This window comes from Lachnospiraceae bacterium oral taxon 096, from assembly GCA_018141845.1.
Taxonomy (GTDB): domain Bacteria; phylum Bacillota; class Clostridia; order Lachnospirales; family Lachnospiraceae; genus F0428.
This window is the reverse complement of sequence record CP073340.1, coordinates 1,301,154-1,323,279: the sequence shown is the minus strand read 5'-3', so window position 1 is coordinate 1,323,279 and position 22,126 is coordinate 1,301,154. Positions and strand designations below refer to the sequence as shown.

Here is a 22,126-nt window from a genome sequence, read left to right as displayed (position 1 = left end):
TCATTGCCTCCTAAATTTCAAATAATAGGTTTTGAAAGTTCTCCTTCCATTTCTTTATAGATTCCTCCACAACCCTACAATATTCCAAATATCCCATGTCCTTACCATCGTAAATATACATAGGCATTTTATATATTTTAGGATGTTCATTTCCATAGAATTTTTCATATGAATGTATCTCTTGATAACTCCATGTCTTTGACTTATTATCCGGGTAAATTATACCACAGTTATTTCCGCCTGATATAAGCAGGTAGGATAGCAGTTGATGAATGTCGTCATTTTTATTCCAATCCCAAAACTTATACTTGGCATCAAATATATTTCTTCTTTTATGTTCATCTCCTTCCTCAATAAAATCAGGATACCAATATTCTCTATTTGACCATTCTAATGTTCCTGCAGATCCGTCCGTCAACAAATGCTTGTAATTACATTCTTTCAAGAGCTTTTCTGCAACAAATTCCTCCCAAAGCCACGATATGTCAATCAACAGACTAAATGACAGTTCTTTAGAATTGTCAAATATATTTTGTCCTGATTCGCTCAATATCATAATTGCAAGTTTTCTCGCTTCTTCATAGTCCCGATACATTGGATGAGTGATTTCTCTTCTGCAACTTATAGTATCGGCATAGTTGATATTCATTCTATATGATGGAGTGGCATTTTCTATCACGTTCACTATCTCATTCAACATCAGTTCATTATTTAAACACGCTTCCCACACTTCAAAATGATTACAGATAATATAATCCAGCACCTGACGCATTAAGTATAATATTTCATTGTCATAGCTATACTCTCTTATTTTATAAGCTGTTTTGCCCATAAAAGGTGTATTAAGCCTTATATGCCTGTCAATATCTATTGAGCCCTTAAAATTGTAGTCATTGTACTTACTTCTATTGTATTCTTTATACAGTCCGCTGCCGTACGCTTCCACAATTTTGCTCAGAAAAAGGATGATCAAAATGATGATATAATTACTTTCTTCCTTACTGTTGACATCAATATTAAAAATATTCACACCGTAAACACTGCTCAATAAGTAAAGAAGAAAATATTGCTTTTCACTGGTATCAAATCGAGAAGTAATTTCTATTCTCCTACTGTTTTCATCTTGTGTTGGAGTAGAGATAACTCCAACCCAGTTATAAGTGTATATCTTACTGTTTCTTATCTCTATAGCCATATCTTTTTCAAAACTCTCTCTTTTGGGTACAATGATAGCATTATGCTCTTTTATAAGCTTGTTTACAGAACCAACAGATTCTATATAACTTTTGTACACCTCAGGTATATGACCATCTTCTATTCCTCCATCTTTACTCTCAGAAACAAAAGTATAGTATTTGTTTGGGTGTTGATTATCTTCAAGAGTAATTGCCTCAAGAGTATTTGCCCCTTTATTTTTCATCGCCTTCTCCTGAATTAGAAATATTAGAAATAAAATTTTCTCTAATATTTTCAACCTCATTTTCTTTGCCTCTGCCCTTGACATACTCATTTAGAATCTGTGAAATATGATTGTCCCAAACTTTTTCTACAGCCTCTTTATAATCTTTACCCTCATCATAGTACAGCTTAATTTTGGCAAAGTATGAAGGACCAAGATAATAATGCTTGCTAAGCTTTAATTTGTCCACAATAGCATCATTAAGATCGTCTATTTTAGTTTTATAATTTTCATAATTTTGCTCAAGTAAGGTTTCTATTCCCATAGACTTTAACACATCATCCATCACTTTATCAGGCTTTACCTCATACCATGCAAAACGTCTTCTCAGTGCAAAATCAAACACCTCGACGCTTCTATCTATATCATTCATAGTACCGATAATATAGACATTTGAAGGTATAAAGAATTTATCGTTATCCTTATTTATAAAAAATGTTTCATCCGTTGCCAATGCAGAATATTGTGTTGAAATCATACCTTTTATTCCTCTGTAATCCGGATCAAGGCAGTACATAATCTCCCCTAATACCTTTGAAATTTCTGCACGATTTATTTCATCAATAATAAAGAGAAAACTTGGAAGTTTACTTGGGTCAAACTCTACAATATCTTTACTTTCATCTACCTTATCAATTTCTTTTTTCAGTTCCCCTTTCTCTATTTCCGACTCCCAAAACTTTTTGATTGACTCATCTTCTCCAATCAAAAAATCCTCTATACTGCCGGCATCAACCTTTTTACCTGCTGCAAGTATTCTTTCTATTACACCTGCCCTACGACAAAAAGATTTGAAAGAACCATTTTTAAGTGAATACTTCAGCTCATTACCTGACAAGTTGGGTCTGATACCGTCTATAAAGTCTGTATAGTCATATGACGGATGAAACTGTACCATATCCATTCTGACTTTCTTGATTTCTTCTTTTTTATTTTCACTTTCGCATAGGGTATCAAACAGTATATCTGCTATAATATTTCTTGCTGAGTATGTCTTTCCGGTTCCCGGTGCACCGTTCATAATAAGCTGCTTATTCGATAATAGTAAACTATACTGAGGAGTATCTTCTATTTTAGATTCTTTATATTCTTTATACTCTTTTTGCATCTGTTTAATAAGACAGTCAATTATATCGTTTATTCCTTGTTTTACTCTTTCAGGTATTTTGCCATTTGTAGAAGAAACTTTTTTTTCTTCGCCTGCTTTTTGTGTTGCAAAGTACCAGTCTTTTTCATCAAATAAACCTAGTCCATTACCATATTTTAAGCTTTCAATCCCCTTTACATAAATGTCTTTAAGGCTGCTATTATGTATTCCTGATAAGCAATTATTGTAGTCACCCCTTAGATTCTCGTCTTTGTTTGGCTTCACAAATTTTCTTGTATATCTTGACCAGTCATCACCACTTTATAATGGTATCGTAATTTAAGACACTTCAAGAGACATTTCTTAATGAATCTGATATACTGTAAACACTACAGAAAGAAGGATTTTTATTATGTCTCGAACAAGAAGAAATTTCTCCGCCAAATTCAAATCAGAATTAGTGATTGAACTGCTCAAAGGAGAAAAAGACTTAAATACAATCGCAACCGAAAACAATATTCAGCCAAATCTTCTCCGCAACTGGAAGAAGGAGTTCCTCGATAAAGCATCCGTGGTTTTTGATGACACACGAGAGGATAATCTGAAAGAAAAACTCGCTTTAGAGCGCAAGGAAAAAGCTGAATATGCGAAAAAAGTTGGCCAGCTCACCATGCAGGTGGATTGGTTGAAAAAAAAATCTGAAGAAACACTTGGACCTGACTACGAGAGTAAATTTAGTCCAAAACCTTTTGAAGACTAAAGAACTTCCAGTTAAAACAGGAGCTGCGCTTCTTGATATCAACCGTACCAGTGTGTATTACAAGGGCACGCCCATATCTCAGGAGGAGTTAGATTGCAAATCGATCATAGATCGATTACACACAGATAACCCGGCCTGGGGAGCACGACAGCTGTCTGCTCAGCTGAAGAAGCGTGGGCATCAGGTTGGCCGCCGGAAAACGCGCCGTTATATGAATGAAATGGGGATGGATCCAATCTATCCAAAAATGAACCTTTCTAAACGTATGCAACAGGCTAAAGTCTGCCCGTATCTGCTACGAAACGCCGTTATCGACCGTCCTAATCAGGCATGGTCAATCGACATTACATACATCCCCATCAAGCACGGATTCCTGTATCTGACCGCTGTGATCGACTGGTACAGCCGCTGTATTGTTGGCTGGGAAGTCGATGATACTCTAGATACCAGAATGGTCATAACTGCGTTAAAAAAGGCGTTTATGGTAGCAAAACCTATTATCCTGAATTCGGATCAGGGCTGTCAGTTTACAAGCAATGAGTACATGAATTTCCTCAAAGAGAACCAGATCCGTCAAAGCATGGATGGTAAAAGCCGCTGGGCTGATAATATCATGATTGAACGATGGTTCCGGAGCTTCAAGTACGAGGAAGCATATCTGACCCAATACAACAATATCCGAGAAGCAAGGAAGGCTATTGGGAAATATGTGCATACATACAACTTTGAACGTTGTCATTCAGCACTCAATAATCAGACACCGGCATCCTGCTATTATCCAATCCTGTTACTGGATGATCATGCAGCCTGAGGGGGGAGTTTCTCCCCTACCCAGTTACATATATCAGTTCATTATAAAATGCTTAGATTTTTGTCTAGACAACTGAACCACTATACTTATTCCGACTATATCCAAGAACTTACTCTGAATTTCACTATTATCTACAACTCTGTATTTATCACCAAGAGTTCCCACGCCCCCCAGAGCCATTGCCATAAAAAAGCAAAATGCATTTTTTCGCTCTTCATCTTTTGATACTTCTTCAAAAGTCTTTTCAATTGTTTTCTTAAAGCAAATATCCTCATCTTTCAAAAGATTCTTTATATCATTAAATGTTGAATTAAGTGTAAGTATACTCATAAATTTTCCTCCTTAGCTTAGTTTATCTTTTTCAGCACCTCACCAATATCCCCGTCAATACATATACTTCTATCATTTATCTTCTCAGGGCAGAAGGCTTCTCCATAATTTAAACAGGCATATATCGCCTTTTTATTGTCATATGTCATCTGCCAAAAAGGATATTTTATCTGTATTAAGGTAGAATTATCTTATTAAGTTTTTACAGTGCGTTGATTTCTTTTTCTAATTCACTGACTGCACTCATGACAGTATCAAATGTAGGAACATCACCATAGAGCATATCCTTCATTGCTTCATAATCTGCAGCCAATATCACAAATCGATACTCCGGGGGAACCAGTTTCAAAGTGCCGGGAACAGCTTCCGGATACTTTGCCCAAGCTCTCGGATAAAACTTCATTTTGAAGTCTACCACTGTTTTCAGCAATTCCACCTCGGCAAAGGCGGATTCCTTCACCGGCGATATTGACATACGGTAAAGGTCGTAGTAATGTCTTGAATAACGCTGCGGCATTTCTAATTTCTCCGGTCTATTGGCCTCATGGTGTAGGATCGTTGCCTTTTCCCAAAAAGTTCGCTCAGGCGCAACAGTCAAAATAGCCGTATCCTTTTGTGTAAAAACTTTCGGGTAATAGGTTGCAACATATGGCTCTATCCGGGCTGTTTTTGCAGGTGTCCAAGCGGCCAGCGCACCGATTTCCAAACGAATGACCTGCATGGTAGCAGAATTTGTAAATAGGTGCGGATAGGCAAATATAACGGTCTGCTTGTCCTTTTCATCTATATATATTTTTGCTTCACAACCAAGCTCCTGAGAGAGTTCTGACTGAATGGTGGGGCAAAACTGCTCAGCAAGGAAAACCTCTGCCCGTGCATTAGCTTCTTTGTTGAAGGCATCCTGCTTAGTATTAGAGCGCTGTTCCCACGGCTCGTCCTTACCGTATCCCAACACCCTCCAATCCAAAATCAGGTCAATATCTTCGGAAAAGCGGCTAATCAAATTGAATGCCTTGGAAAGACTTGTTCCGCCTTTGAAAGTAATAGTGTCCTTCCAATAGCATCGGTGGAAAAGATAATCCAGAGTAAAGCATACCCAAAAATCTTTTTCTATGATGGCATCATTCAATCCCATTTTATCAGCTGTATTTCGGAAGAGCTCACGCCGGTCGTTTTCCGGCAAGCGTGCTACATTTTTCATTGAATATCACCTCCACATATTTTTCGTATCGTATCGTAAACCCAATCCGTAGATTCTTTTGCCTCTTTCAAGCAAGCACTCTTTTCGTCATCGGACAGCTTTTTAGAAAGTGTATGTATAATCTCCGGCGTCACATTTGCCCTTCCCAAAGTTTTCAGCGCCCCAATAACCAAACTTGTCATATAAGACAGTCCGGTAATTTCCTTATTAGTCCTATGCTTTAATTCCAGTTTAGTGTTATTCCACTCATAGGTCTTATATGGACCGTCACTGATGTAGGACCAGACAGCCGTTACCTGTGTAGAGAGACCCAGCAGATTCAGGGCCGTATTTCCACATGGAGCAATAGTCCAGTGGTAGCTCCGTGCCAATGCTTTAGCAACAGCATTCGGGTTGGCCGCTACATATTCATCAAGCAGCTTGCTGTACTTAGGTTTTTCATAGACACCTCTGATAATTCTTCGAATAATTCCGGATTGATAAAGGCGCTTCAATCCTTGGCGGATTGTTGCAGTGTCCGCAATGTCTGCAAAATCAGGAGCAACAAAAACTGAACCTTCCTCAGCAGCAAGAATCCGATCTCGTATTTCCTGCATATATCCATTGTTCATACCTACCCCCTCCTTTTATTATGTCACTAATATTATATAATATTCGTGACATAATTTCAATATACTCCTTATACTCATTGCTTTTCACTCCTTTTTGGTGAGAATTGGTATGAAAAAAGGGCGTCGAACAGTTAAAGTTAAACGCCCATGTCAAAAAATTCACTTTTATTTAAGCTTTGACAGAATTTCACCAATATCCCCATCAATACATATACTTCTATCATTTATCTTCTCCGGGCAGAAAGCTTCTCCATAATTTAAACATACATATATCGCCTTTTTATTGTCATATGTCATCTGCCAAAAAGGATATTTTATAATGACAGGTGTATTTGCACCTACTCCAAGTTCCAAAAAGAGTATATGCAAGTTTTCATGTCTTCTTAAAAAATCCGCATAATTACTTGAGGCATTATGCCAGCCTTCATCCTCTACAAAAGTATCATCAGCTCGAAGATTTGTAATCACATCTTCACCTTTCGGAGTCTTCGGTATAAGCTCAGTAGGTATTTCCATAAGAATCTCTCTATCATTAGGTACGATAAATACACCGCTTTCATCTTTAATAAACCCCTGTGCTTCCAAGGCTTTTTCTACCCACACTTTATTATCAAAGGTATCTTTGCAATCCAGATTTATACTTTGAAAAAGTCCGTAATCTCCCTGAGTGTAGAAAAGTCTTTTCTTATCAAATCCTGTTCTTTGGAACTGATGGTCTACATTTGTCGTAATTACAAAATAGTCCTTATCCTTAACCAAGTCAAGTAAATCCTTATATACAGGTTTTGGAGCATCAACATATCTGTTAAAATAAATACTCCTTGCCCACCATGCCCAAAATATCTCTTTCTTTGGAAACGGATAAAAACCACCTGAATATATATCTTTTATACCGAAAGCCTTTGCAAAATCAAAGAAATACTTATCAAATCTTTCACCTGTGTATGTAAAGCCTGCAGATGTGGAGAGACCTGCACCGGCTCCAATCAAAATCGCATCGGCATTTTCTATTTCTTCTTTAAATTTTTTTATCTGATCATCCCTACTGCCTTTACCATATGAAGCTCTACCTCTAAAGTAGTGTGCCGCAGCTATTCCCTTAGATATTGAGTCTTGATAACCATTTGGTCTTTTAGCAAAAATCTTAGTCATAGCACAGTCCTCCTTCTACAAATTTATACCAAAATTTCTTTCTCGTAATATTTCTTATCTTCATCCTTAAACACATTAAATATTACAAGGTCCATTTTACCTTGATTTTCTTTTAGCCATTCTCTTACAGTTGCTACTGCAATTTCGGCTGCTCTTTTATTCGGAAAATGAAATACTCCGGTGGATATACAGCAAAATGCCACGCTTTTCAATCTGTTTTCAACGCAAAGATCTAAAGTGTTTTTATAACAGTTTTTAAGATCTTCCTCATTCCTTTTGCTAAGTCCCCCCTGTACAATAGGGCCGACGATATGAATCACCTTTTTTGCCGGAAGATTATAAGCATCTGTGAGCATAGGAATTGCTGTAGGTTGTTCATAATCCCTGCCATAACGAATCCGTAGCTGATTCATTTTTTTGTTACATTCATTTCTAAGCTCCACACCAGCAAATGTATGTATACAATTATCAATACAGGTATGCATAGGAATAAAGCAACCGAGCATTTGTGAATTTGCAGCATTGACTATTGCATCCACCTTTAGCCTGGTAATATCTCCCTGCCATATAGAGATAGAATCTTCCACTGTATCTATATCGGAAAGCTTTACTATACCATTTTCATTTATAGCTTCTCTTAGATACTCATCTTGTATTTTTAATACCTCAGTATTCATTTCCCTTGGCATTCTGATATTCATAAGAGAACGTAGTATTCTTTTCTTTCCGTCTGTATCAACAGGTACTTTTAAGTTCTTGTACTCTCCAGAATCTTCTTTAAAAGCCTCTATGAGATAATCAAGTTTTTCTTTTTGATTCATACTTACCTCCTTCAAAAACAGAACACATGATAGTTGTAATATAAATAATTACATCAAACTTGTCAATACTTTAAATTAAAAAAGATGCCGGTCTAAGCATCTTTTAGTCTGAAATCTCCTTTATACCCTTTTCAATATCCAAAAGAGTATAGCCTTTCATCTTATTTTCCATAGCATCCTGTATTTCACTAAGCTTACTGTCCAATATGCTATGTATATTTTTCCCTACAGGGCAAGCAGGATTTGGCTCCTCATGGAAATGAAACAGTCCCTCTTCTTTAACCACTTCAACCGCCTTATAAACATCATAAAATGTTATCTCAGACGGCTCTTTTATAATCTCTATACCTCCGGTTCCTCTGACTACATTTATCAGTCCGGCTTTCTTTAACTGAGAAAGAATGTTTCTGATAATTACCGGATTTGACCTTATACTGCCTGATAGAAAGTCACTGGTTATCTTCTCTTTATCTTTAAAATATTCTACACATGCAAAAATATGTAATGCTATTGTAAATCTGCTTGATATCTGCATTTGTATACTCCCTCTGTTATTTTAGTAAAATAATATAGCTTATTTAATGTAATGTCAACATTTACATTAAATAGGCTGTATCATTACTTTAAGAATTATTCTACTTTTCCTCATGTATTCTCTTATGCTCATCACTGTTTATATAATCATCATGATGATGATTATGTTTTTCATCCGAACCCAGATGGGAGTGAGTATGCTCATGCTTAATTATATGCTTATGTGTTGAACCATTATGTGTGTGAACAATCGTATGTACATGGTAATGTATATGATTTTTTAACATTGTATCATATACGACAATCACGCTCCCGATTATCATAAAGATAAGTCCAATAAAATAAACTTTTGTCAGCCTGTCACCGTCCACCACAAATGATAAGAAGGTGCCTATAAAAGGAGCTATGGCATAGTATGCACTGGTTTTGGCTGCACCCAAATCCCTCTGTGCTCTGATATATAAAAATATACTGAGTCCGTAGGCCACAAATCCAAGTAACATTGAAATCAAAATATATTTTATATCAGGTATACTTTCTCCAAGAAGAATTGCAATTATAAATGAGCCTGTACCTGAAAATATTCCTTTTAAGATCACAATCTCATAGGTACTTTTATCGGAAATCATTCTAGTACAATTATTTTCAAGTCCCCAACAACATGTTGCCAGTATTACAAACAATGAACCCAAAGAGAACTTAAAACTTCCGCTTCCTTCAAATGAAAGAACTATGCTTGACAATGTAATAAATCCTATAGCAACCCACAGCCTTGATGTTACCACCTCTTTAAATATAAAAAGAGCAATGAGTGTGGTTGCTACAATTTCAAAGTTTCCAAGTAATGATGCATTTGAAGCTGAACCTATATTTATTCCAATCATCAAGAATATAGGTGCCAAAATATCAAGGACAATCATTCCGACAGTGTATGGCAAATCTGCCTTTGTCAACTTTTCAATATTCTTCTCTGACTTTGAATGAAACAGATACATTATACCTACACCAATTCCAGCTCCAAGATACAAAAATGAAGCCATAAATGTCGGTGTCACTTTTTCCAAGAGGACTTTAGAAAACGGAGTATTTATCGCATAGAATGTTGCTGCCACTAATGCCATAATTACCGCCATTGTTTTTCCACTCTTATTCATATATGATTAATCCTCCAAAAAATCCATATTTGGCCACATTTTTTTTACCACCCCATTCGGATACTCCTCATCTATGAACTGCTCGATCACATTCCTTGCCTCAGGGTGATTTTTTCTGTCTGTAGTTCTTATCATCACCATTGAAGTTACTATTCCGTTACAAATAAAAAACAGTGATATAAAAACGGCAAGGACTGAACCTGTGACAGGTGGGATCCTCTCTATGAATTTAGAAAAAGGTGGATATATAAATTTAAACCATATAAGTGCCACTATGCCCCAAAAGAACATAAACAAAAGATTGGTTCTGCCATCAATATTAAAAGGCATATAGGAATAGTCCCAAAACTTCATACCGAAAAATACTTCTGTAAATACAGAACAAAGATATTCAAACACACCACCAAAAAAGAATCCAGATAAAAATATGGAGAGAGTATTTTACTTTCTTACCTTTGAAAGTGCCAAGGTAAGTATTACCGCACCAAGTCCCCACACCAAGCTAAAAGGCCCAAGTACAAAACTTGAGCGTCTCATAAATTGATGCCCTACAATTAGTACATACACAGTTTCTACAATAGCATTCCATAATAGCTAACATTCCTGCCTGAAGACACTATAATCATCAAAATCATAATCAAAGCAGGACATCCAAGAATTGGAACATTCAGTTCCCCAGTATTTATATACTTTTGTTCTTTTAAACTATATATAACCGTATTCAGTATCCAAGCCAAAAGCCCGTATATAAAGAAATAGATAACTAAATCTGCACCACTAAATAATTTCATAACACTCCTTATACCCTCAGTTTTAAACAGCTTTCTCTGTTCTCCATCAAGAAAATCCGCAGATGTTTCACCAACTTTTCCGATAATACAAGCTTCATTCGATACTGTTCCTTTCGCAAAAATTAACAACCATATATCGAAGTGCATGACTGCTATGTAAGGAAGCATATTCTGTTTTAGGTCTACAAATTGCGATTTATCTGTGTTTTTTCATAATATATTTTAGTTTTGGAGTTTCAATCACTTCATCAACTTCAAATCCAAGCTTATCATAAACCTGCTTTGCATTTTTATTAAAATCAAAAACGCTTAAGGAAATACTTCTAATATTTTCATCTTTGAAAATAAAATCTATAAATTCTTTCAACGCTTCTGTCCCAAAACCCAATCCTGTTTTTTGAGGATTTAATATAAATCTTCCTATATGGATGTTATCTTCTTCGATTCGCACCTCTTGTATCATTCCAATGAACTCTTCCTCATTAAAGATAGAAAACTTATTTTCCAATTTTTTAATTTTATCATAGGTCAATGGATAAGGAATTTGAGAGCCCATCCATTGCTCCTGAAACGCTGAGCCTAGTTCATTGGACCAACGACATAAAAGTTCAATATTATTTTTATTGATCCCTCTTTCAAATTTAATGCCCATCTTCCAGCTCCTCAACTTCTAATTTATCATCTTGTAATGTGTTTTTTATATGTTCTAAAAGAAAATCTGCTCAGGAGCGTTTCGTACTCTTTCGAGTTAAAGTGCTCAATATCAGATGCGAGTACAGAATAGGTTTCGCCTTCATCAATAAATCTACATTCAGTATCAAAAATTCCTTTCTGATTATAAAAAGAAATTCTTTTTCTGTATTCTGTTTCAACCAGTCAAGTATCTTCGTACCATAGCCTTTTGATCTGATTCGGTCATCTACTGCCAGATAAAGCACAAAAATATATTTATTATCCTCAGCTGTATACAAAACTCCACAGAACTGGTCATCATCATAAAAGGCTCTGAAATTGACATTTTTGCGAAATGCCAACACTCTCAACAGCCACATCGGTATCTGCTCATTTGTGGGAAATGCTGTTCTCATTAGATAACAAGCATCTTTGTATTCATACAGTTTTCTAGAAAAAGTTTTATCAACAAGCATTTCTATATTCATCCTCACAAACTGGAATTTGACTTGCCTATTTTCTTAAAATCTCATGTGGAGCTTCTATTTCATTTGCCAAGGTATGCTCTGTTAATTCTGACATCAATTTCAATTTTTTATTAATCAATGGTCGCATACAATTAGGAACATGTTCCTGATGCGCTCTGTGGATTGCTACACATTCCTTACAGTTTCCGTGATAACGACAGGCTTTCAGGCAAGGACAGTGATCTTTGTCTTTATACTCCTTACGAAATTCCGCTGCAAATTCTTCTTGCAGTCTCAGCCCCTCGACACGGTTTCCCTTATGAAATTCTACCATTGCATCCAGTTCTTTCTGGTTCCCTTCAATCTTCATGTTATTATAGCGCCTCCATTTCAACTATTCCTCATTTTCTGATAAATTCTGATTTGTATCACTGTTCTTATTCTCTATTTTATCAGATATCACCTACAGTTTCCATAGCTTCATGGCTCAAAAAACTCCATTCACAAACCATTTAGCTATGTAAAAGGGACGGCTTCTCAGCCGCCCCTCAGGTCAACACAGTGTTAATTAGACAGGTTCATCATCCGATTCTGCTTCGTAATCCTCGTTGACATCCACTTCTTCGTCCTCGTCACCATCATCCTCTGGCAGCTGGAGCGCGTCTTCATCCTCATCGTGATAATCTGCATCAGGATCCGGCTGATTTTTCTTGGATGCAGGCTTTACGCCCCTCATCTTGATATAGAGATAGCCGCCGACACCGGCTGCTCCAATTACAAACAGAAGCAGCATAATCATCGGAAGCGGAGAAGCTTTCTTCTGCTCGCTCTCTGTTTTCTTTTCTTCTGGTGCAGGTTCCGTCTCCTGCGGCTTTTCGGTTTCCGCAGGTTCCGTGACTTCCGGCTCCTTCTTCTGATACTTGGCAGCTTCCTCTTCATCTATCAGAGCAAGCAAATCGGCCTCATCCACCATATTCAGAAAATGCACATTCTGGTTGCCGTCTTTATCGCGGTCGACGATCAGATAGAAGGTATTGTCAGCCTTTGTCACCAGCGTGATGAACTGCTGGCTGGATTTATCTTCTTCCTCACCGATATCGTCCACCAGCGTCATATTGCCTTCCGGGGTCAAAGCTGTACTAGATTCCTTTTCACTCTCGGATGACAGTCCGCTCTGCGTCAGATCCAGAAACAGCTTCAGAGCATCTTCACTGAACATGCTGCTGTCTTTTGCAGAATCCGTGACATTCAGGTACTTTTCATGTGTATACCCGGTTTTGCCGTTGAAGTTCACCTTATACCAGTCACCGCATTTTTCGACAATCTCCACTGTATCGCCGGAATGCAGATACCCAATAATCTCCTGATCCATGCCGGGACCGGAACGAAAATGCAGGCTGGTGATACCCGGCACCACCGTACCAGTCTGCTTTTGGGACTTTTCGCCGCCGATGTTGTATTCTTTGCCGCCCACCGTAACGATCAGGTTCCCATCCGCATCCGTAGCGACTTCGTAGCCATCCGGCAGCACCTGCATGTCCGGGTCGATTTCGATGTTGCCGTCACAGTCTGTTTTCCCTGCATTTGCGCTTTCCGCCACATCTGCTTCCTGAGCAGCAGTACTGACAAACGTATTCTTCTGCCCATCCTCACCCGTATAGGCAAATGCAGTGGTCGTAAAGGTTCCTGCCGCCATCACACTGGCAAGCAGCATTGCTATCATCTTTTTCACTCCATATCCTCCGTTTCTTTCTCATCCAGTTTCAGGTTCTCCGGGTTGGGAACCGCAGCCTGCACCATCTGAATGATGACTGCCAGCTGTTCCGGAGTCAGACTCTGGGCATATACCATTTCACAGATTTCGCTGTTTTCCTGCTCATGGTACTTTCTGTCCCATTCCTTTCTGCGCTCCTCCCACTCATCGCGTTTTCTGCGGGCTTTCTCACGCTCCGCAGCAATTTTTTCCAGTTTCAAGCTCATATAGTGTCCTTTCCGGGCGAATAATCGCCCTGTTTTATCGAATTCTTCCCATACAGTAGTAATGCTGCCTCCAGTAGCTCGTCTCAATGGAAGCATAAGAAATGGGTGAGCCGCAGTGGAGCATCATCCCGTTGCCAACATAAATGCCCACATGGGATGCTCCGCTGGTGTTGTAGGTTTTCTGGAAGAAGATCAGGTCTCCGAGCTTTGCTTCACTCTTTGGGATAATGTCGCATTTCCCCATCAGACCGTTGGCCGTTTGCCTGCCTACATTCCAGCCATTGCCGCAGTGGTTGATGACCCAGCTGACAAAACCGGAGCAATCAAAGCTCGTGCTCGGTGAACTGCCGCCCCAGACATAGGGATAACCGAGATATTTCTCTGCTTCGGTAATCATCTTTCGGAATTTCTCATCTGCTGTTGCCACATGGTGTGCTTCCTTTTCATCCTGCCGAAGCAGTGCCTCGTACAAGTCCTACAACACCGGCATATTCTCCGGCACCGGGTTCTTAAAATAGGTCTGGTAAATCTGATAAACACAGCGGTCGATGACTGTCTTTTCTACCGGCTGTAAGCCTTCCTTGCCGCCCACGATCAGCTCGCACAGGGACAGGATAAAATCTGCTTTCAGGGCAATCGGATTATCCTCTTCCAAATAATTCGCGTTGATGTCCATTGGATTGATATACTGCGTACTGGAAGGGCTGATTTTAATAACCTGCCCCTCAAATTTCTGCACCAGTGCCGTGTACTCGGCTTCCGGATCGCACACGATTACATCATCATCCGTCACCAGAAACGCATTGGCGATTTCACGCTTGGCAGAAAAGGATTTACCAGAACCGGGGGTACCAAGGATCAGCCCATTGGGGTTTTTGAGCTTTTTCCGGTCAACCATAATCAGGTTGTTGGACAGCGCATTCAGCCCTCCAAATTCACAAAGGTATCGAAGTAGTCTGCCTTGGGCTGCGCCGCATCCAGCTGTTTGCGGATACCCTCAAGCTGCCCCCTCTCGGCTACAAGCTCCTTTGCCAGGGTGTAGATGACCTCCGGATGCTGAATCACCTGATCCAAAATAGAATCGCTCATATACACTCCATACTTTCGGATGGACGGGAGAACTTCATCAAACCTCCAGTGTTCAAATCGTTCTGCCGATGGCAGTTTGCTGTGAACGATCAGTCGGTAAACATCGCCTTCTGTGATAAAGGAGATTTCAACGACCTGCTCTCCAGCATCCCCATACTGATTCACCTTCTGAACGACACCCTTGCGTTTCATTAGGGGGCCTCTGCAATGGCGTTTCACAGCGGCATAGGGATTCACATACCCCAACGCTTTCGCCACATCGCTTGCACAGAAGAAGGTCTTGCCTGCCTCCTGTAACAACCGGATCGAACCAAACTCCTGGTTCTCAAACACCTCCATCATCTGCCTCGACTGTCCGCCATGACTGCCCACATCGGTGTCATGGGTCTTCTGATTGAAATCCGTCATACCTGTTACCTCCTGCTCAAATTTGTCTCGCCGGATTTCGGACGAAAAAAAATAGAGCCTCGACCCATTCTCGTTTTCAAAGAATGAGCCAAGGCTCTATGTAAATCAGTCAAGTATGTGTTCGTCCGTCGATGGCAAAGTTGGACTTCATTTGCTCCTATTGTCCACCAGTAATTTGACCCATAAGAGGTCAAAATGGGCTTGTCCACCAGTAATTTGACCACTATAAGCCCATAAATTTCCGTTCAAATTCCATCAAAACCGAACAGTCCAGACAGAATTTTAGGCATAGAAAAAGCCCGAAAAATGGCATATTTTCCGAGCTTTTTTAGCATTTTGAAATTCTCGATTATCTCTTTGAGAACTGTGGAGCACGACGAGCGGCTTTGAGACCGTACTCACCTGACCTTGATCCAAAAAGTCCAGTATTCATGCGGGTTTTCGGGCTTCCCTCTCTCAGTAAACCCATAGGTAAACCCACGAAATCGAGGAATTTTTGGTGCAGTTTAACGCAGCCCGAATGCAGCATTCACAACGCTGCTTAATTCCTCAGGTTTATTATACTTGACTTTCGCATAGATGTCCATAGTCGTTTTGCTGTTCTCATGGCCTGCCAAATACTGCACCGTCTTTGGATCAACACCTTTGTAAATCAGATTGGTGATGTAGGTGTGCCGCAGCATGTGCGGAGTCACCTTGAAGTCCATCGTATACACCAGCTTGGGATTGTTCGGCTGATGCTCACCAAGCCTTGGCTTTATTCTATGCTTGATGGACTGCCCACTTACATAGGTGTAATAACAGCGTTCTGCGGTGGAACGGACTGTTATGTACTTCCAGACCCTCACAAACTGTGTTTCCGTCAAAACAGTTCCCTTTGGGAAGATTTGTCAAGGACATAAACAAAATTTTTTTGATAAATTTATATCTTCTCTGTTTCTCTCTTGATTAGCTTTAGTATTTTATCCTTGTATGTTTCCCCTGTACCTTGCTTGAAATGTAAGTTTACGGTGTATTTTGTTTTTCCAATATCCATTATTAACTGTTTATGTTGTGGTTCTTTTATTACTCTTTTTTCTTCTTCCATGTGTCCTCCTTTCCGTTTTTAAGCAAAGAAAAAACAGCAAACCTTTTTGATTTACTGCTTTCGTGTTAGCTTTTATTGAATTGTTAGTTTAGCAAGCTAAAAATATCCTACTTGCAATACTCTTTTATTTTATCGGCATATTCAGTCAAAAGATTCTTTGAATAAATTTTTTCATTTCTTGAATTTCTGACTTCTTTCCAAAGAATAGAAGCTACTTTTAATTTGTTTGAGTAGTTGCAACTATTTTCGTCTGCACAGAAATCCTTTAAAAATTGATTCCATTGACAAACCGAATTATCATACTTTGCATAATCTGATTTCCCATAATAAACTTTTAGCATATCTTGAATTGTAAAACTCAAATCATTTTCTCTTTTTACTTTTCTCCAAACTGTTGCCATATCAGCAGTAAATTTAAATGGTGAGATACCTGTTAAAACAGTGAAATATTCTCTGAACTTTGCATTAAAAGAAAAACCACATTCAAGTAATGGTGTATCTAAAGTAATATTTTCCACTTGCTTCTTTTCATTTTTTATTGATGATTTTTTAATCAAATTGCCCTTAAAGTATTGCTCAATAATATAATTGAGTTCCTGTTTTGTGCCTCTATATTCTAATCCTAATGACTTGCATATCTGTGAAAGTTCTTCACGATACCAATAGTATTTAGTAAATTCATCAAACGATGTAATTTTGTCAAACTCAGGTCTACTTTCCATCAATATTTTATCTCCTCAAAACCAATTTACTTTTTCATCTCTAAATAATGGTGTTTCACTCTCTTTGTAAGGATTGTAGTTGTTACAATTACAACCAAACTCTTTCAACGCTTTTATCTTATTATCGGCTGTCCAAACAATCAAAGAGATACCGTCAAATTCTTCAACTTTCCCCTCATTCATTTTATTTTTGAAGTGCCATTCTACAATAGTTTGATTATCCTTATGAAAAAATTGCTTTATATCCCACGCAAGAACTTTTCCTCTTGTATTCCACTCATTAAACCAGTGCTTTACTGTTTGCCGATTTTCATACTTAGGACACCAACTCTCAATATAAATCACATCATCCAAAAAAATATCATCTATTCCTAAGTCTTGTTGTGTAAGCCACATATCAAACCATAAACGAATGATTTTCTCTCTTTCATCCATGAATTTAAGCACCTCCAAAATCAAATACTTGTTTAATATTATACCATTTTTTCGCTTGATTTTATAGGTCTAACTCGTTCCATTTTACCTGTGTTAGTTGCTTTGAATGTTCCTGTAACTGTTCAATACAAGTCTTAACTTTTTCAGCTTGTTCAACTTCTTCTCGTATTTCTAATATTTGATTGTATAGGCTCTTTTTCTCTTTCTTCAAAGTGATAAGTTCTGATTTCCATTTACTGATGGCTAAGGTCTTGTTTTCTCCTAAATGCTCTTTCAGATATTTCTTAGCACTCTCAAACAAAATAAGCTCTGCGACATGTTCGTTGTAAAAATATTCCTGTTTGCTTTTCTTCAATTTTGTATAGGCTTTGTAGATGTCTTTATGCTTCAAATACTTCTCTGCTTGTTCGATAAGTTTGGTGTTATCATCCACTTTCTTTTCAACATCTTTTAAGACTCTTGTAGTCTTGTAGTTCTTATCTCTTAAAGCAAGTATATTTCCTTTTAACTCCGATAATGAAGTGATGTTTTTCTCTTTAAGTAGCTGATAACTCTCAATATATTTTTCTAAGTCTGCATTATAGTTATCTGCATTGTTACGGATAAGGTTTTCAAAAACAGATAATAGGTTTTCTTTTGGTGGGAGGGTAGATTTTATGTTTTCCGTTTCTGCTTTTTCTTCTTTTCCAATTCCCCTTATCCAATTTAATAAGGCTTTTATTCTTCTTGAGATTTCTCTTAATATTTTGTTCTGATATCTGATTTCCCGATTGATATTTCCTCTGTCTGTAACAATACCTTTCTTCTCCATTTGAGTTGCTGATACTCCTAAATGAATTGTCGGTATTTGCTCTATGCCCTGTCTTTGATAGGAACGATGGTCTACTTTTTCCTGTATGCTGTTTCCTTCAAGATATTTGTTTGTAATACCTGCCCATGCTTTCCTCCACTGCTCAGCCTTTTCTTGCTCGTTCCAGTCCGTTGTATTTATCTTTCTTGTTTTGTAATTGCCGTTTTTAAGTTTTACTTTTTCTCCGTTTTCATCAAGGATATATTCCTTTTTTGATTTTGCTCCCCATGTTGTATCTTCATTTAACGGTCGCATTGTTAGTAGGATATGTGCGTGTGGGTTTCCATCATTTTTATCGTGTAAGGCAATGTCGGCACACATACCAACATTTACAAAATTATCTTTTACATACTCCCTAACAAGTTCAATCTGTTTTTCTCGATTTAGTTCTTTAGGTAAAGCAATTTCGATTTCTCTTGCAAGCTGTGAGTTTTTACTCTTTTCTATTTTCTCTACGCTATTCCATAATGTTCCCCTGTCTAAAAATGCCTGTGGTGCATTTTGTGGCAATAGGATTTCTGTATGGGCTATTCCTCCTTTTCTTGTAAAGTCGTGGACTATGCCGTCATATTCGTTTTTTATTTTTTCGCCACTACGATAAGCGGAAGCTGCTACTGCACTTTTATTTTTTCCTCTTGAGATAATCTTTATACTGAGATGATATATCGCCATAAGAAAAAACCTCCTCTCTTTTCTGATATGGATATGGTGGCGATGATAAAGACTTCCTAAAAAAATCGGATTGCTTTTTATCCGATTTCTTTTGGGAAGTACACAAGGGGTAGGAAATTTATTTCCGTAGGGGAGTGTAGCTCCCCTGTATCAGCGTTAGCTGATATGCCCTCTGCTAAGAGCCTTCGGAGAACGCACACACCCTTTAGGGTGTATAAGTGCGCCCTTGTTAACAAGGGATTATTCCTCTGTTTCCATTTCTTCCTCTTGTGTTCCTGTATTTCGATTTTCGCTTTGTTCTCGCTTCTCTATGATTTTTAGGATTTTTTGATTGACTTCTTCTTTGATTTTTGGGAATGTGATTAGCTGATAGAATTCATCTTTGGTAAAATCCTTGCTTTCGGTAAAGATACTTTCAAAGACTGCTCCTTTTTCATAAAGACGTCTATCTCTTTTCTTTCGCTCTTCCTGTTTCTGCTGACTGATGAGTTTCTTTCTTTTGTTTTGTAACTGCTTGATTTCTTCTTCCGCCATTAAGATTTTTTTGTCTATATTTTTCATTTTCTCTTTTCCTCTCTTTCTAATTTTGAGCAATAAAAAAAACAGTAAACCGATTTGATTTACTGTTTCGTGAACTGCTATGTTATAGCTTGTATTTAATTGTTTTACTTCGACAAACTGGAAGTTATTTAATATCTTCCTCCATATTCATTTTTTGCTAAATTTGTATATTTATTTATAAATTCCGCTTTTGCATTTGTATATCCATCTCTATCATGTTCAAATTCTTTCCAAAGAGATAGTTTTAAAGTTTCATATTCTTTAGCTATTTTCTTATGCTCATTCAAATAATCTCTGAAATACAATTCATCATTATCTCCGGCAATTCTAATATGAAGAGGAAATACCTTTTCCGCAAATCCTTGTTCCGTATACCCTTTATTTAATGTGGTACGAGTTTCAGCCACATTCATACATAGCCATCCATTATTTATGAGTATATTTTTAACAACATCTAATTCTTCTTTATTGTTTACTTCAACCAATATATCCACAATATTTTTTGCCCATATACCCAATATAGCGGTGCTACCGATATGAGATATTCTTTTTATATACATATTTGGAACCGCTGATAAAATCGATTTTCTTTCTTCATCATACCATATTATCCACTTTTTATTATATTCAACTAAAAATATCGGAAATAATTGCCAAAGTTCTTTTAAGCTCATTTCCTCCAATTTTTTACTCATACTCTTCCTCTGTAAATTCTAATTTTTCTCTCTAAATAATTAACAATATTATACCATTTTTAAGCCATTTTTTCTATATCGGCTTTTTGTGGTACTTGACAGTTGCCTATAAAGTTAAAATACACATCAACTTGTTGTTTTCTATCTTTTCCTTTTCTTCCCCCTGTGGCTTCATGGACTACAACTTTTTCTATATACTCATTTATCATTGGGACTGTCAGTTCTTCAATATCGGTATATTTTTCTATCATCTTTAGGAATTTATCGGTGTCAACTTTTCTCTGATGATAGCTTTCTATTTCATTTTCAAAATACTGTATTTGCTTTTCTAATTCTTGTTGCTCTGTATCATAGGTGTTAAATAATCTATCAAAGTGTTTTACAGGAATTTTTCCAAGTGCATGGTCTTCATATAGCTTTGTAATAAGGGTTGTTAGTTCTTCATTTCTTGAAGATAATTTTTCTAATTTCGTTTTATCATCTTGATACTTTTCTTCCCTTTTTTCATCGGATAATTTGTTCATCACTTTTAGAAATTCTTGCTTTTCTTCTTTGGCAAAGTCTGTGATTTCTTTGATTGATTTTAATAGAATTTCATTTACTGTTTTTACTTTGATGTAGTGCATACTGCAAGTGCCTTTTCTGTGTCGGTAATGTTGACATACAAAAGAGTAATCACTATCATATTTCTTTTCTTTATGTTCTGCCGGCTCTCTGTAACTTAATTTTCCTCCACAATCTGCACAGATTAAAAGTCCTGTAAACGGGTGTGAGGTTGTACCATACTTTGGACTTCTTCTCACTGTTTTTCTTAATCGTTGAGCATTGTTCCATGTTTCTTCGTCAATGATGGCTTCATGAGTGTTCTTGAAGATAATGAGTTCATCTTCTTTCGCCTTTCTGCGTTTCTTAGTTTTGTAATCAACGCATATTGTTTTACCAAGAACAGTATGACCCATATATTCTCTTTTTTCTAAGATATAGCCTATTGTGGTCGGTGTCCAAAAATACGGGTCTTCTATTCCTCTTTTCTTAGAACTATGGTTATTTTCAGGATAATGTATTTCTGCATAGGCTGATGGAATAAGGACTTTATCTTTGGTTAGTATATCTGCTATCTGTGTTACTCCATATCCCTCTATAACAAGATGGTAAATGCGTTTTACGACCTTTGCACTCTCTTTATCGACAAGTAACTGCTGTTTGTTCTTTGGGTTTCTATAATAGCCGTATGGAACGCTTGGGGATACTCTTTTGCCCTCTTCCATTCTTGCTCTGAAGATAGATTGTATTTTTCTTGAGGTATCTCTTGCATACCATTCGTTCATGATATTTAGAAATGGGGTGAAGTCGCTTTCTGCTTGTTTCTCGCTATCTATTCCGTTATTGATGGCGATAAATCTTACTCCCTTTTCTTTGAAAAGTATTTCGGTGTAAAAGCCTACTTTGAGGTAATCTCTGCCAAACCTACTCATATCTTTTACTATCACAGTAGATACTTTGTTTTCTTCTACTGCTTTTATCATTTTTTGAAATCCCTCTCTATCAAAGGTTGTTCCGCTTACTCCATCGTCTGTATAGTGATAAATATTTACAAAGCCGTTTCTTTTGGCATAGCTTTCAAGTAGCTGCTTTTGATTGGTGATAGAATTGCTCTCTCCTTGCATTTCATCATCACGACTTAAACGCTCATAAAGGGCTGTTTGTCCTGTTCTTTTCGTATTTGACATGAGAATTACCTCCTTTCCAAGTTCTTATTATTTTCTCTGTCCCTATG

Annotated in this window: 21 protein-coding genes and 6 pseudogenes; 1 reads left to right on the top strand and 26 read right to left on the bottom strand. The window is 37.5% G+C overall.

The annotated features are described in order from the left end of the window. Nucleotides 1-10 precede the first annotated feature (10 nt). The gene (locus J5A74_06615; protein ID QUI95074.1) at nt 11-1,420 is read right to left on the bottom strand and encodes a hypothetical protein; all 1,410 of its coding nucleotides are present in this window, start codon (nt 1,418-1,420) and stop codon (nt 11-13) included. Then, entirely contained in the window at nt 1,410-2,831 is a 1,422-nt protein-coding gene (locus J5A74_06610) for an AAA family ATPase (protein ID QUI95073.1), read from the bottom strand. Before J5A74_06610 ends, J5A74_06615 begins: the two co-directional genes overlap by 11 nt. Before the next feature lie 127 nt (nt 2,832-2,958). Here J5A74_06610 and J5A74_06605 point away from each other — a divergent pair. Next, nucleotides 2,959-4,117, top strand: a pseudogene (locus J5A74_06605) (IS3 family transposase). Nucleotides 4,118-4,150: 33 nt separating this feature from the next. On the opposite strand, the gene J5A74_06600 reads toward J5A74_06605, so the two are convergent. From J5A74_06600 to J5A74_06485, 24 genes and pseudogenes are all read right to left on the bottom strand, one after another. Beyond that, nucleotides 4,151-4,447 (bottom strand): hypothetical protein, encoded by a 297-nt coding sequence (locus J5A74_06600; protein ID QUI95072.1) that lies wholly within the window; start codon nt 4,445-4,447, stop codon nt 4,151-4,153. Nucleotides 4,448-4,649: 202 nt separating this feature from the next. Then, nucleotides 4,650-5,648 (bottom strand): nucleotidyl transferase AbiEii/AbiGii toxin family protein, encoded by a 999-nt coding sequence (locus J5A74_06595; GenBank protein QUI95071.1) that lies wholly within the window; start codon nt 5,646-5,648, stop codon nt 4,650-4,652. Further along, nucleotides 5,645-6,259, bottom strand: coding sequence for a hypothetical protein (locus J5A74_06590; GenBank protein QUI95070.1), 615 nt, complete (start codon nt 6,257-6,259; stop codon nt 5,645-5,647). The genes J5A74_06595 and J5A74_06590 overlap by 4 nt, the downstream gene beginning before the upstream one ends. A gap of 165 nt (nt 6,260-6,424) precedes the next feature. Further along, complete coding sequence (locus tag J5A74_06585; protein ID QUI95069.1) at nt 6,425-7,411, bottom strand: hypothetical protein; 987 nt, start codon at nt 7,409-7,411, stop codon at nt 6,425-6,427. A gap of 23 nt (nt 7,412-7,434) precedes the next feature. After that, nucleotides 7,435-8,232 carry a protein-ADP-ribose hydrolase gene (locus J5A74_06580; GenBank protein QUI95068.1) on the bottom strand — a complete coding sequence of 266 codons (798 nt, stop codon included), beginning with the start codon at nt 8,230-8,232 and terminating at the stop codon, nt 7,435-7,437. A gap of 103 nt (nt 8,233-8,335) precedes the next feature. Continuing rightward, nucleotides 8,336-8,767, bottom strand: a complete 432-nt coding sequence (locus J5A74_06575) for an Rrf2 family transcriptional regulator (GenBank protein QUI95067.1) — start codon at nt 8,765-8,767, stop codon at nt 8,336-8,338. A gap of 100 nt (nt 8,768-8,867) precedes the next feature. Beyond that, nucleotides 8,868-9,920, bottom strand: a complete 1,053-nt coding sequence (locus tag J5A74_06570; protein QUI95066.1) for an EamA family transporter — start codon at nt 9,918-9,920, stop codon at nt 8,868-8,870. 6 nt (nt 9,921-9,926) lie between these two features. Then, nucleotides 9,927-10,711: pseudogene (locus tag J5A74_06565) on the bottom strand (putative ABC transporter permease). Between the two features lie 196 nt (nt 10,712-10,907). Continuing rightward, nucleotides 10,908-11,363: a GNAT family N-acetyltransferase gene (locus J5A74_06560; protein QUI95065.1), complete on the bottom strand. Its 456-nt coding sequence runs from the start codon at nt 11,361-11,363 to the stop codon at nt 10,908-10,910. Between the two features lie 70 nt (nt 11,364-11,433). Then, nucleotides 11,434-11,799, bottom strand: a complete 366-nt coding sequence (locus J5A74_06555) for a GNAT family N-acetyltransferase (GenBank protein ID QUI95064.1) — start codon at nt 11,797-11,799, stop codon at nt 11,434-11,436. Between the two features lie 97 nt (nt 11,800-11,896). After that, nucleotides 11,897-12,220: an LPS biosynthesis protein gene (locus J5A74_06550; GenBank protein QUI95063.1), complete on the bottom strand. Its 324-nt coding sequence runs from the start codon at nt 12,218-12,220 to the stop codon at nt 11,897-11,899. 198 nt (nt 12,221-12,418) lie between these two features. Further along, nucleotides 12,419-13,582, bottom strand: a complete 1,164-nt coding sequence (locus J5A74_06545; GenBank protein QUI95062.1) for a DUF4366 domain-containing protein — start codon at nt 13,580-13,582, stop codon at nt 12,419-12,421. After that, the gene (locus J5A74_06540) at nt 13,579-13,830 is read right to left on the bottom strand and encodes a DUF4315 family protein (protein ID QUI95061.1); all 252 of its coding nucleotides are present in this window, start codon (nt 13,828-13,830) and stop codon (nt 13,579-13,581) included. Before J5A74_06540 ends, J5A74_06545 begins: the two co-directional genes overlap by 4 nt. A gap of 34 nt (nt 13,831-13,864) precedes the next feature. Next, nucleotides 13,865-14,227, bottom strand: a pseudogene (locus J5A74_06535) (C40 family peptidase). A gap of 18 nt (nt 14,228-14,245) precedes the next feature. Beyond that, a pseudogene (locus tag J5A74_06530) lies at nt 14,246-14,758 on the bottom strand (DUF87 domain-containing protein). Between the two features lie 5 nt (nt 14,759-14,763). Next, nucleotides 14,764-15,327 (bottom strand): annotated as a pseudogene (locus J5A74_06525) (phage antirepressor Ant). 506 nt (nt 15,328-15,833) lie between these two features. Next, nucleotides 15,834-16,193: pseudogene (locus tag J5A74_06520) on the bottom strand (tyrosine-type recombinase/integrase). A gap of 56 nt (nt 16,194-16,249) precedes the next feature. Further along, nucleotides 16,250-16,414, bottom strand: a complete 165-nt coding sequence (locus J5A74_06515; protein QUI95060.1) for a transposon-encoded TnpW family protein — start codon at nt 16,412-16,414, stop codon at nt 16,250-16,252. A gap of 107 nt (nt 16,415-16,521) precedes the next feature. Beyond that, nucleotides 16,522-17,139, bottom strand: coding sequence for a hypothetical protein (locus J5A74_06510; protein QUI95059.1), 618 nt, complete (start codon nt 17,137-17,139; stop codon nt 16,522-16,524). A 12-nt stretch (nt 17,140-17,151) separates the two neighbouring features. Continuing rightward, complete coding sequence (locus J5A74_06505) at nt 17,152-17,571, bottom strand: nuclear transport factor 2 family protein (GenBank protein ID QUI95058.1); 420 nt, start codon at nt 17,569-17,571, stop codon at nt 17,152-17,154. Between the two features lie 61 nt (nt 17,572-17,632). Beyond that, the gene (locus J5A74_06500) at nt 17,633-19,093 is read right to left on the bottom strand and encodes a MobA/MobL family protein (protein ID QUI95057.1); all 1,461 of its coding nucleotides are present in this window, start codon (nt 19,091-19,093) and stop codon (nt 17,633-17,635) included. A gap of 240 nt (nt 19,094-19,333) precedes the next feature. Continuing rightward, on the bottom strand, nt 19,334-19,654 hold the full coding sequence (locus J5A74_06495) for a DUF3847 domain-containing protein (GenBank protein ID QUI95056.1): 321 nt from the start codon (nt 19,652-19,654) through the stop codon (nt 19,334-19,336). Nucleotides 19,655-19,782: 128 nt separating this feature from the next. After that, nucleotides 19,783-20,349, bottom strand: a complete 567-nt coding sequence (locus J5A74_06490; protein QUI95055.1) for a GrpB family protein — start codon at nt 20,347-20,349, stop codon at nt 19,783-19,785. A gap of 59 nt (nt 20,350-20,408) precedes the next feature. Next, a complete protein-coding gene (locus J5A74_06485; GenBank protein ID QUI95054.1) occupies nt 20,409-22,079 on the bottom strand; it encodes a recombinase family protein in 1,671 nt (556 codons plus the stop codon). Nucleotides 22,080-22,126 lie beyond the last annotated feature (47 nt).

Coding starts and splice junctions, on each gene's coding strand:
- J5A74_06495 (QUI95056.1), bottom strand. CDS start 19,654: ATGAAAAATATAGACAAAAAAATCTTAATGGCGGAAGAAGAAATCAAG.
- J5A74_06615 (QUI95074.1), bottom strand. CDS start 1,420: ATGAAAAATAAAGGGGCAAATACTCTTGAGGCAATTACTCTTGAAGAT.
- J5A74_06555 (QUI95064.1), bottom strand. CDS start 11,799: ATGAGAACAGCATTTCCCACAAATGAGCAGATACCGATGTGGCTGTTG.
- J5A74_06515 (QUI95060.1), bottom strand. CDS start 16,414: ATGGAAGAAGAAAAAAGAGTAATAAAAGAACCACAACATAAACAGTTA.
- J5A74_06575 (QUI95067.1), bottom strand. CDS start 8,767: ATGCAGATATCAAGCAGATTTACAATAGCATTACATATTTTTGCATGT.
- J5A74_06505 (QUI95058.1), bottom strand. CDS start 17,571: ATGGATGAAAGAGAGAAAATCATTCGTTTATGGTTTGATATGTGGCTT.
- J5A74_06550 (QUI95063.1), bottom strand. CDS start 12,220: ATGAAGATTGAAGGGAACCAGAAAGAACTGGATGCAATGGTAGAATTT.
- J5A74_06490 (QUI95055.1), bottom strand. CDS start 20,349: ATGAGTAAAAAATTGGAGGAAATGAGCTTAAAAGAACTTTGGCAATTA.
- J5A74_06600 (QUI95072.1), bottom strand. CDS start 4,447: ATGAGTATACTTACACTTAATTCAACATTTAATGATATAAAGAATCTT.
- J5A74_06540 (QUI95061.1), bottom strand. CDS start 13,830: ATGAGCTTGAAACTGGAAAAAATTGCTGCGGAGCGTGAGAAAGCCCGC.
- J5A74_06595 (QUI95071.1), bottom strand. CDS start 5,648: ATGAAAAATGTAGCACGCTTGCCGGAAAACGACCGGCGTGAGCTCTTC.
- J5A74_06580 (QUI95068.1), bottom strand. CDS start 8,232: ATGAATCAAAAAGAAAAACTTGATTATCTCATAGAGGCTTTTAAAGAA.
- J5A74_06485 (QUI95054.1), bottom strand. CDS start 22,079: ATGTCAAATACGAAAAGAACAGGACAAACAGCCCTTTATGAGCGTTTA.
- J5A74_06570 (QUI95066.1), bottom strand. CDS start 9,920: ATGAATAAGAGTGGAAAAACAATGGCGGTAATTATGGCATTAGTGGCA.
- J5A74_06500 (QUI95057.1), bottom strand. CDS start 19,093: ATGGCGATATATCATCTCAGTATAAAGATTATCTCAAGAGGAAAAAAT.
- J5A74_06590 (QUI95070.1), bottom strand. CDS start 6,259: ATGAACAATGGATATATGCAGGAAATACGAGATCGGATTCTTGCTGCT.
- J5A74_06585 (QUI95069.1), bottom strand. CDS start 7,411: ATGACTAAGATTTTTGCTAAAAGACCAAATGGTTATCAAGACTCAATA.
- J5A74_06560 (QUI95065.1), bottom strand. CDS start 11,363: ATGGGCATTAAATTTGAAAGAGGGATCAATAAAAATAATATTGAACTT.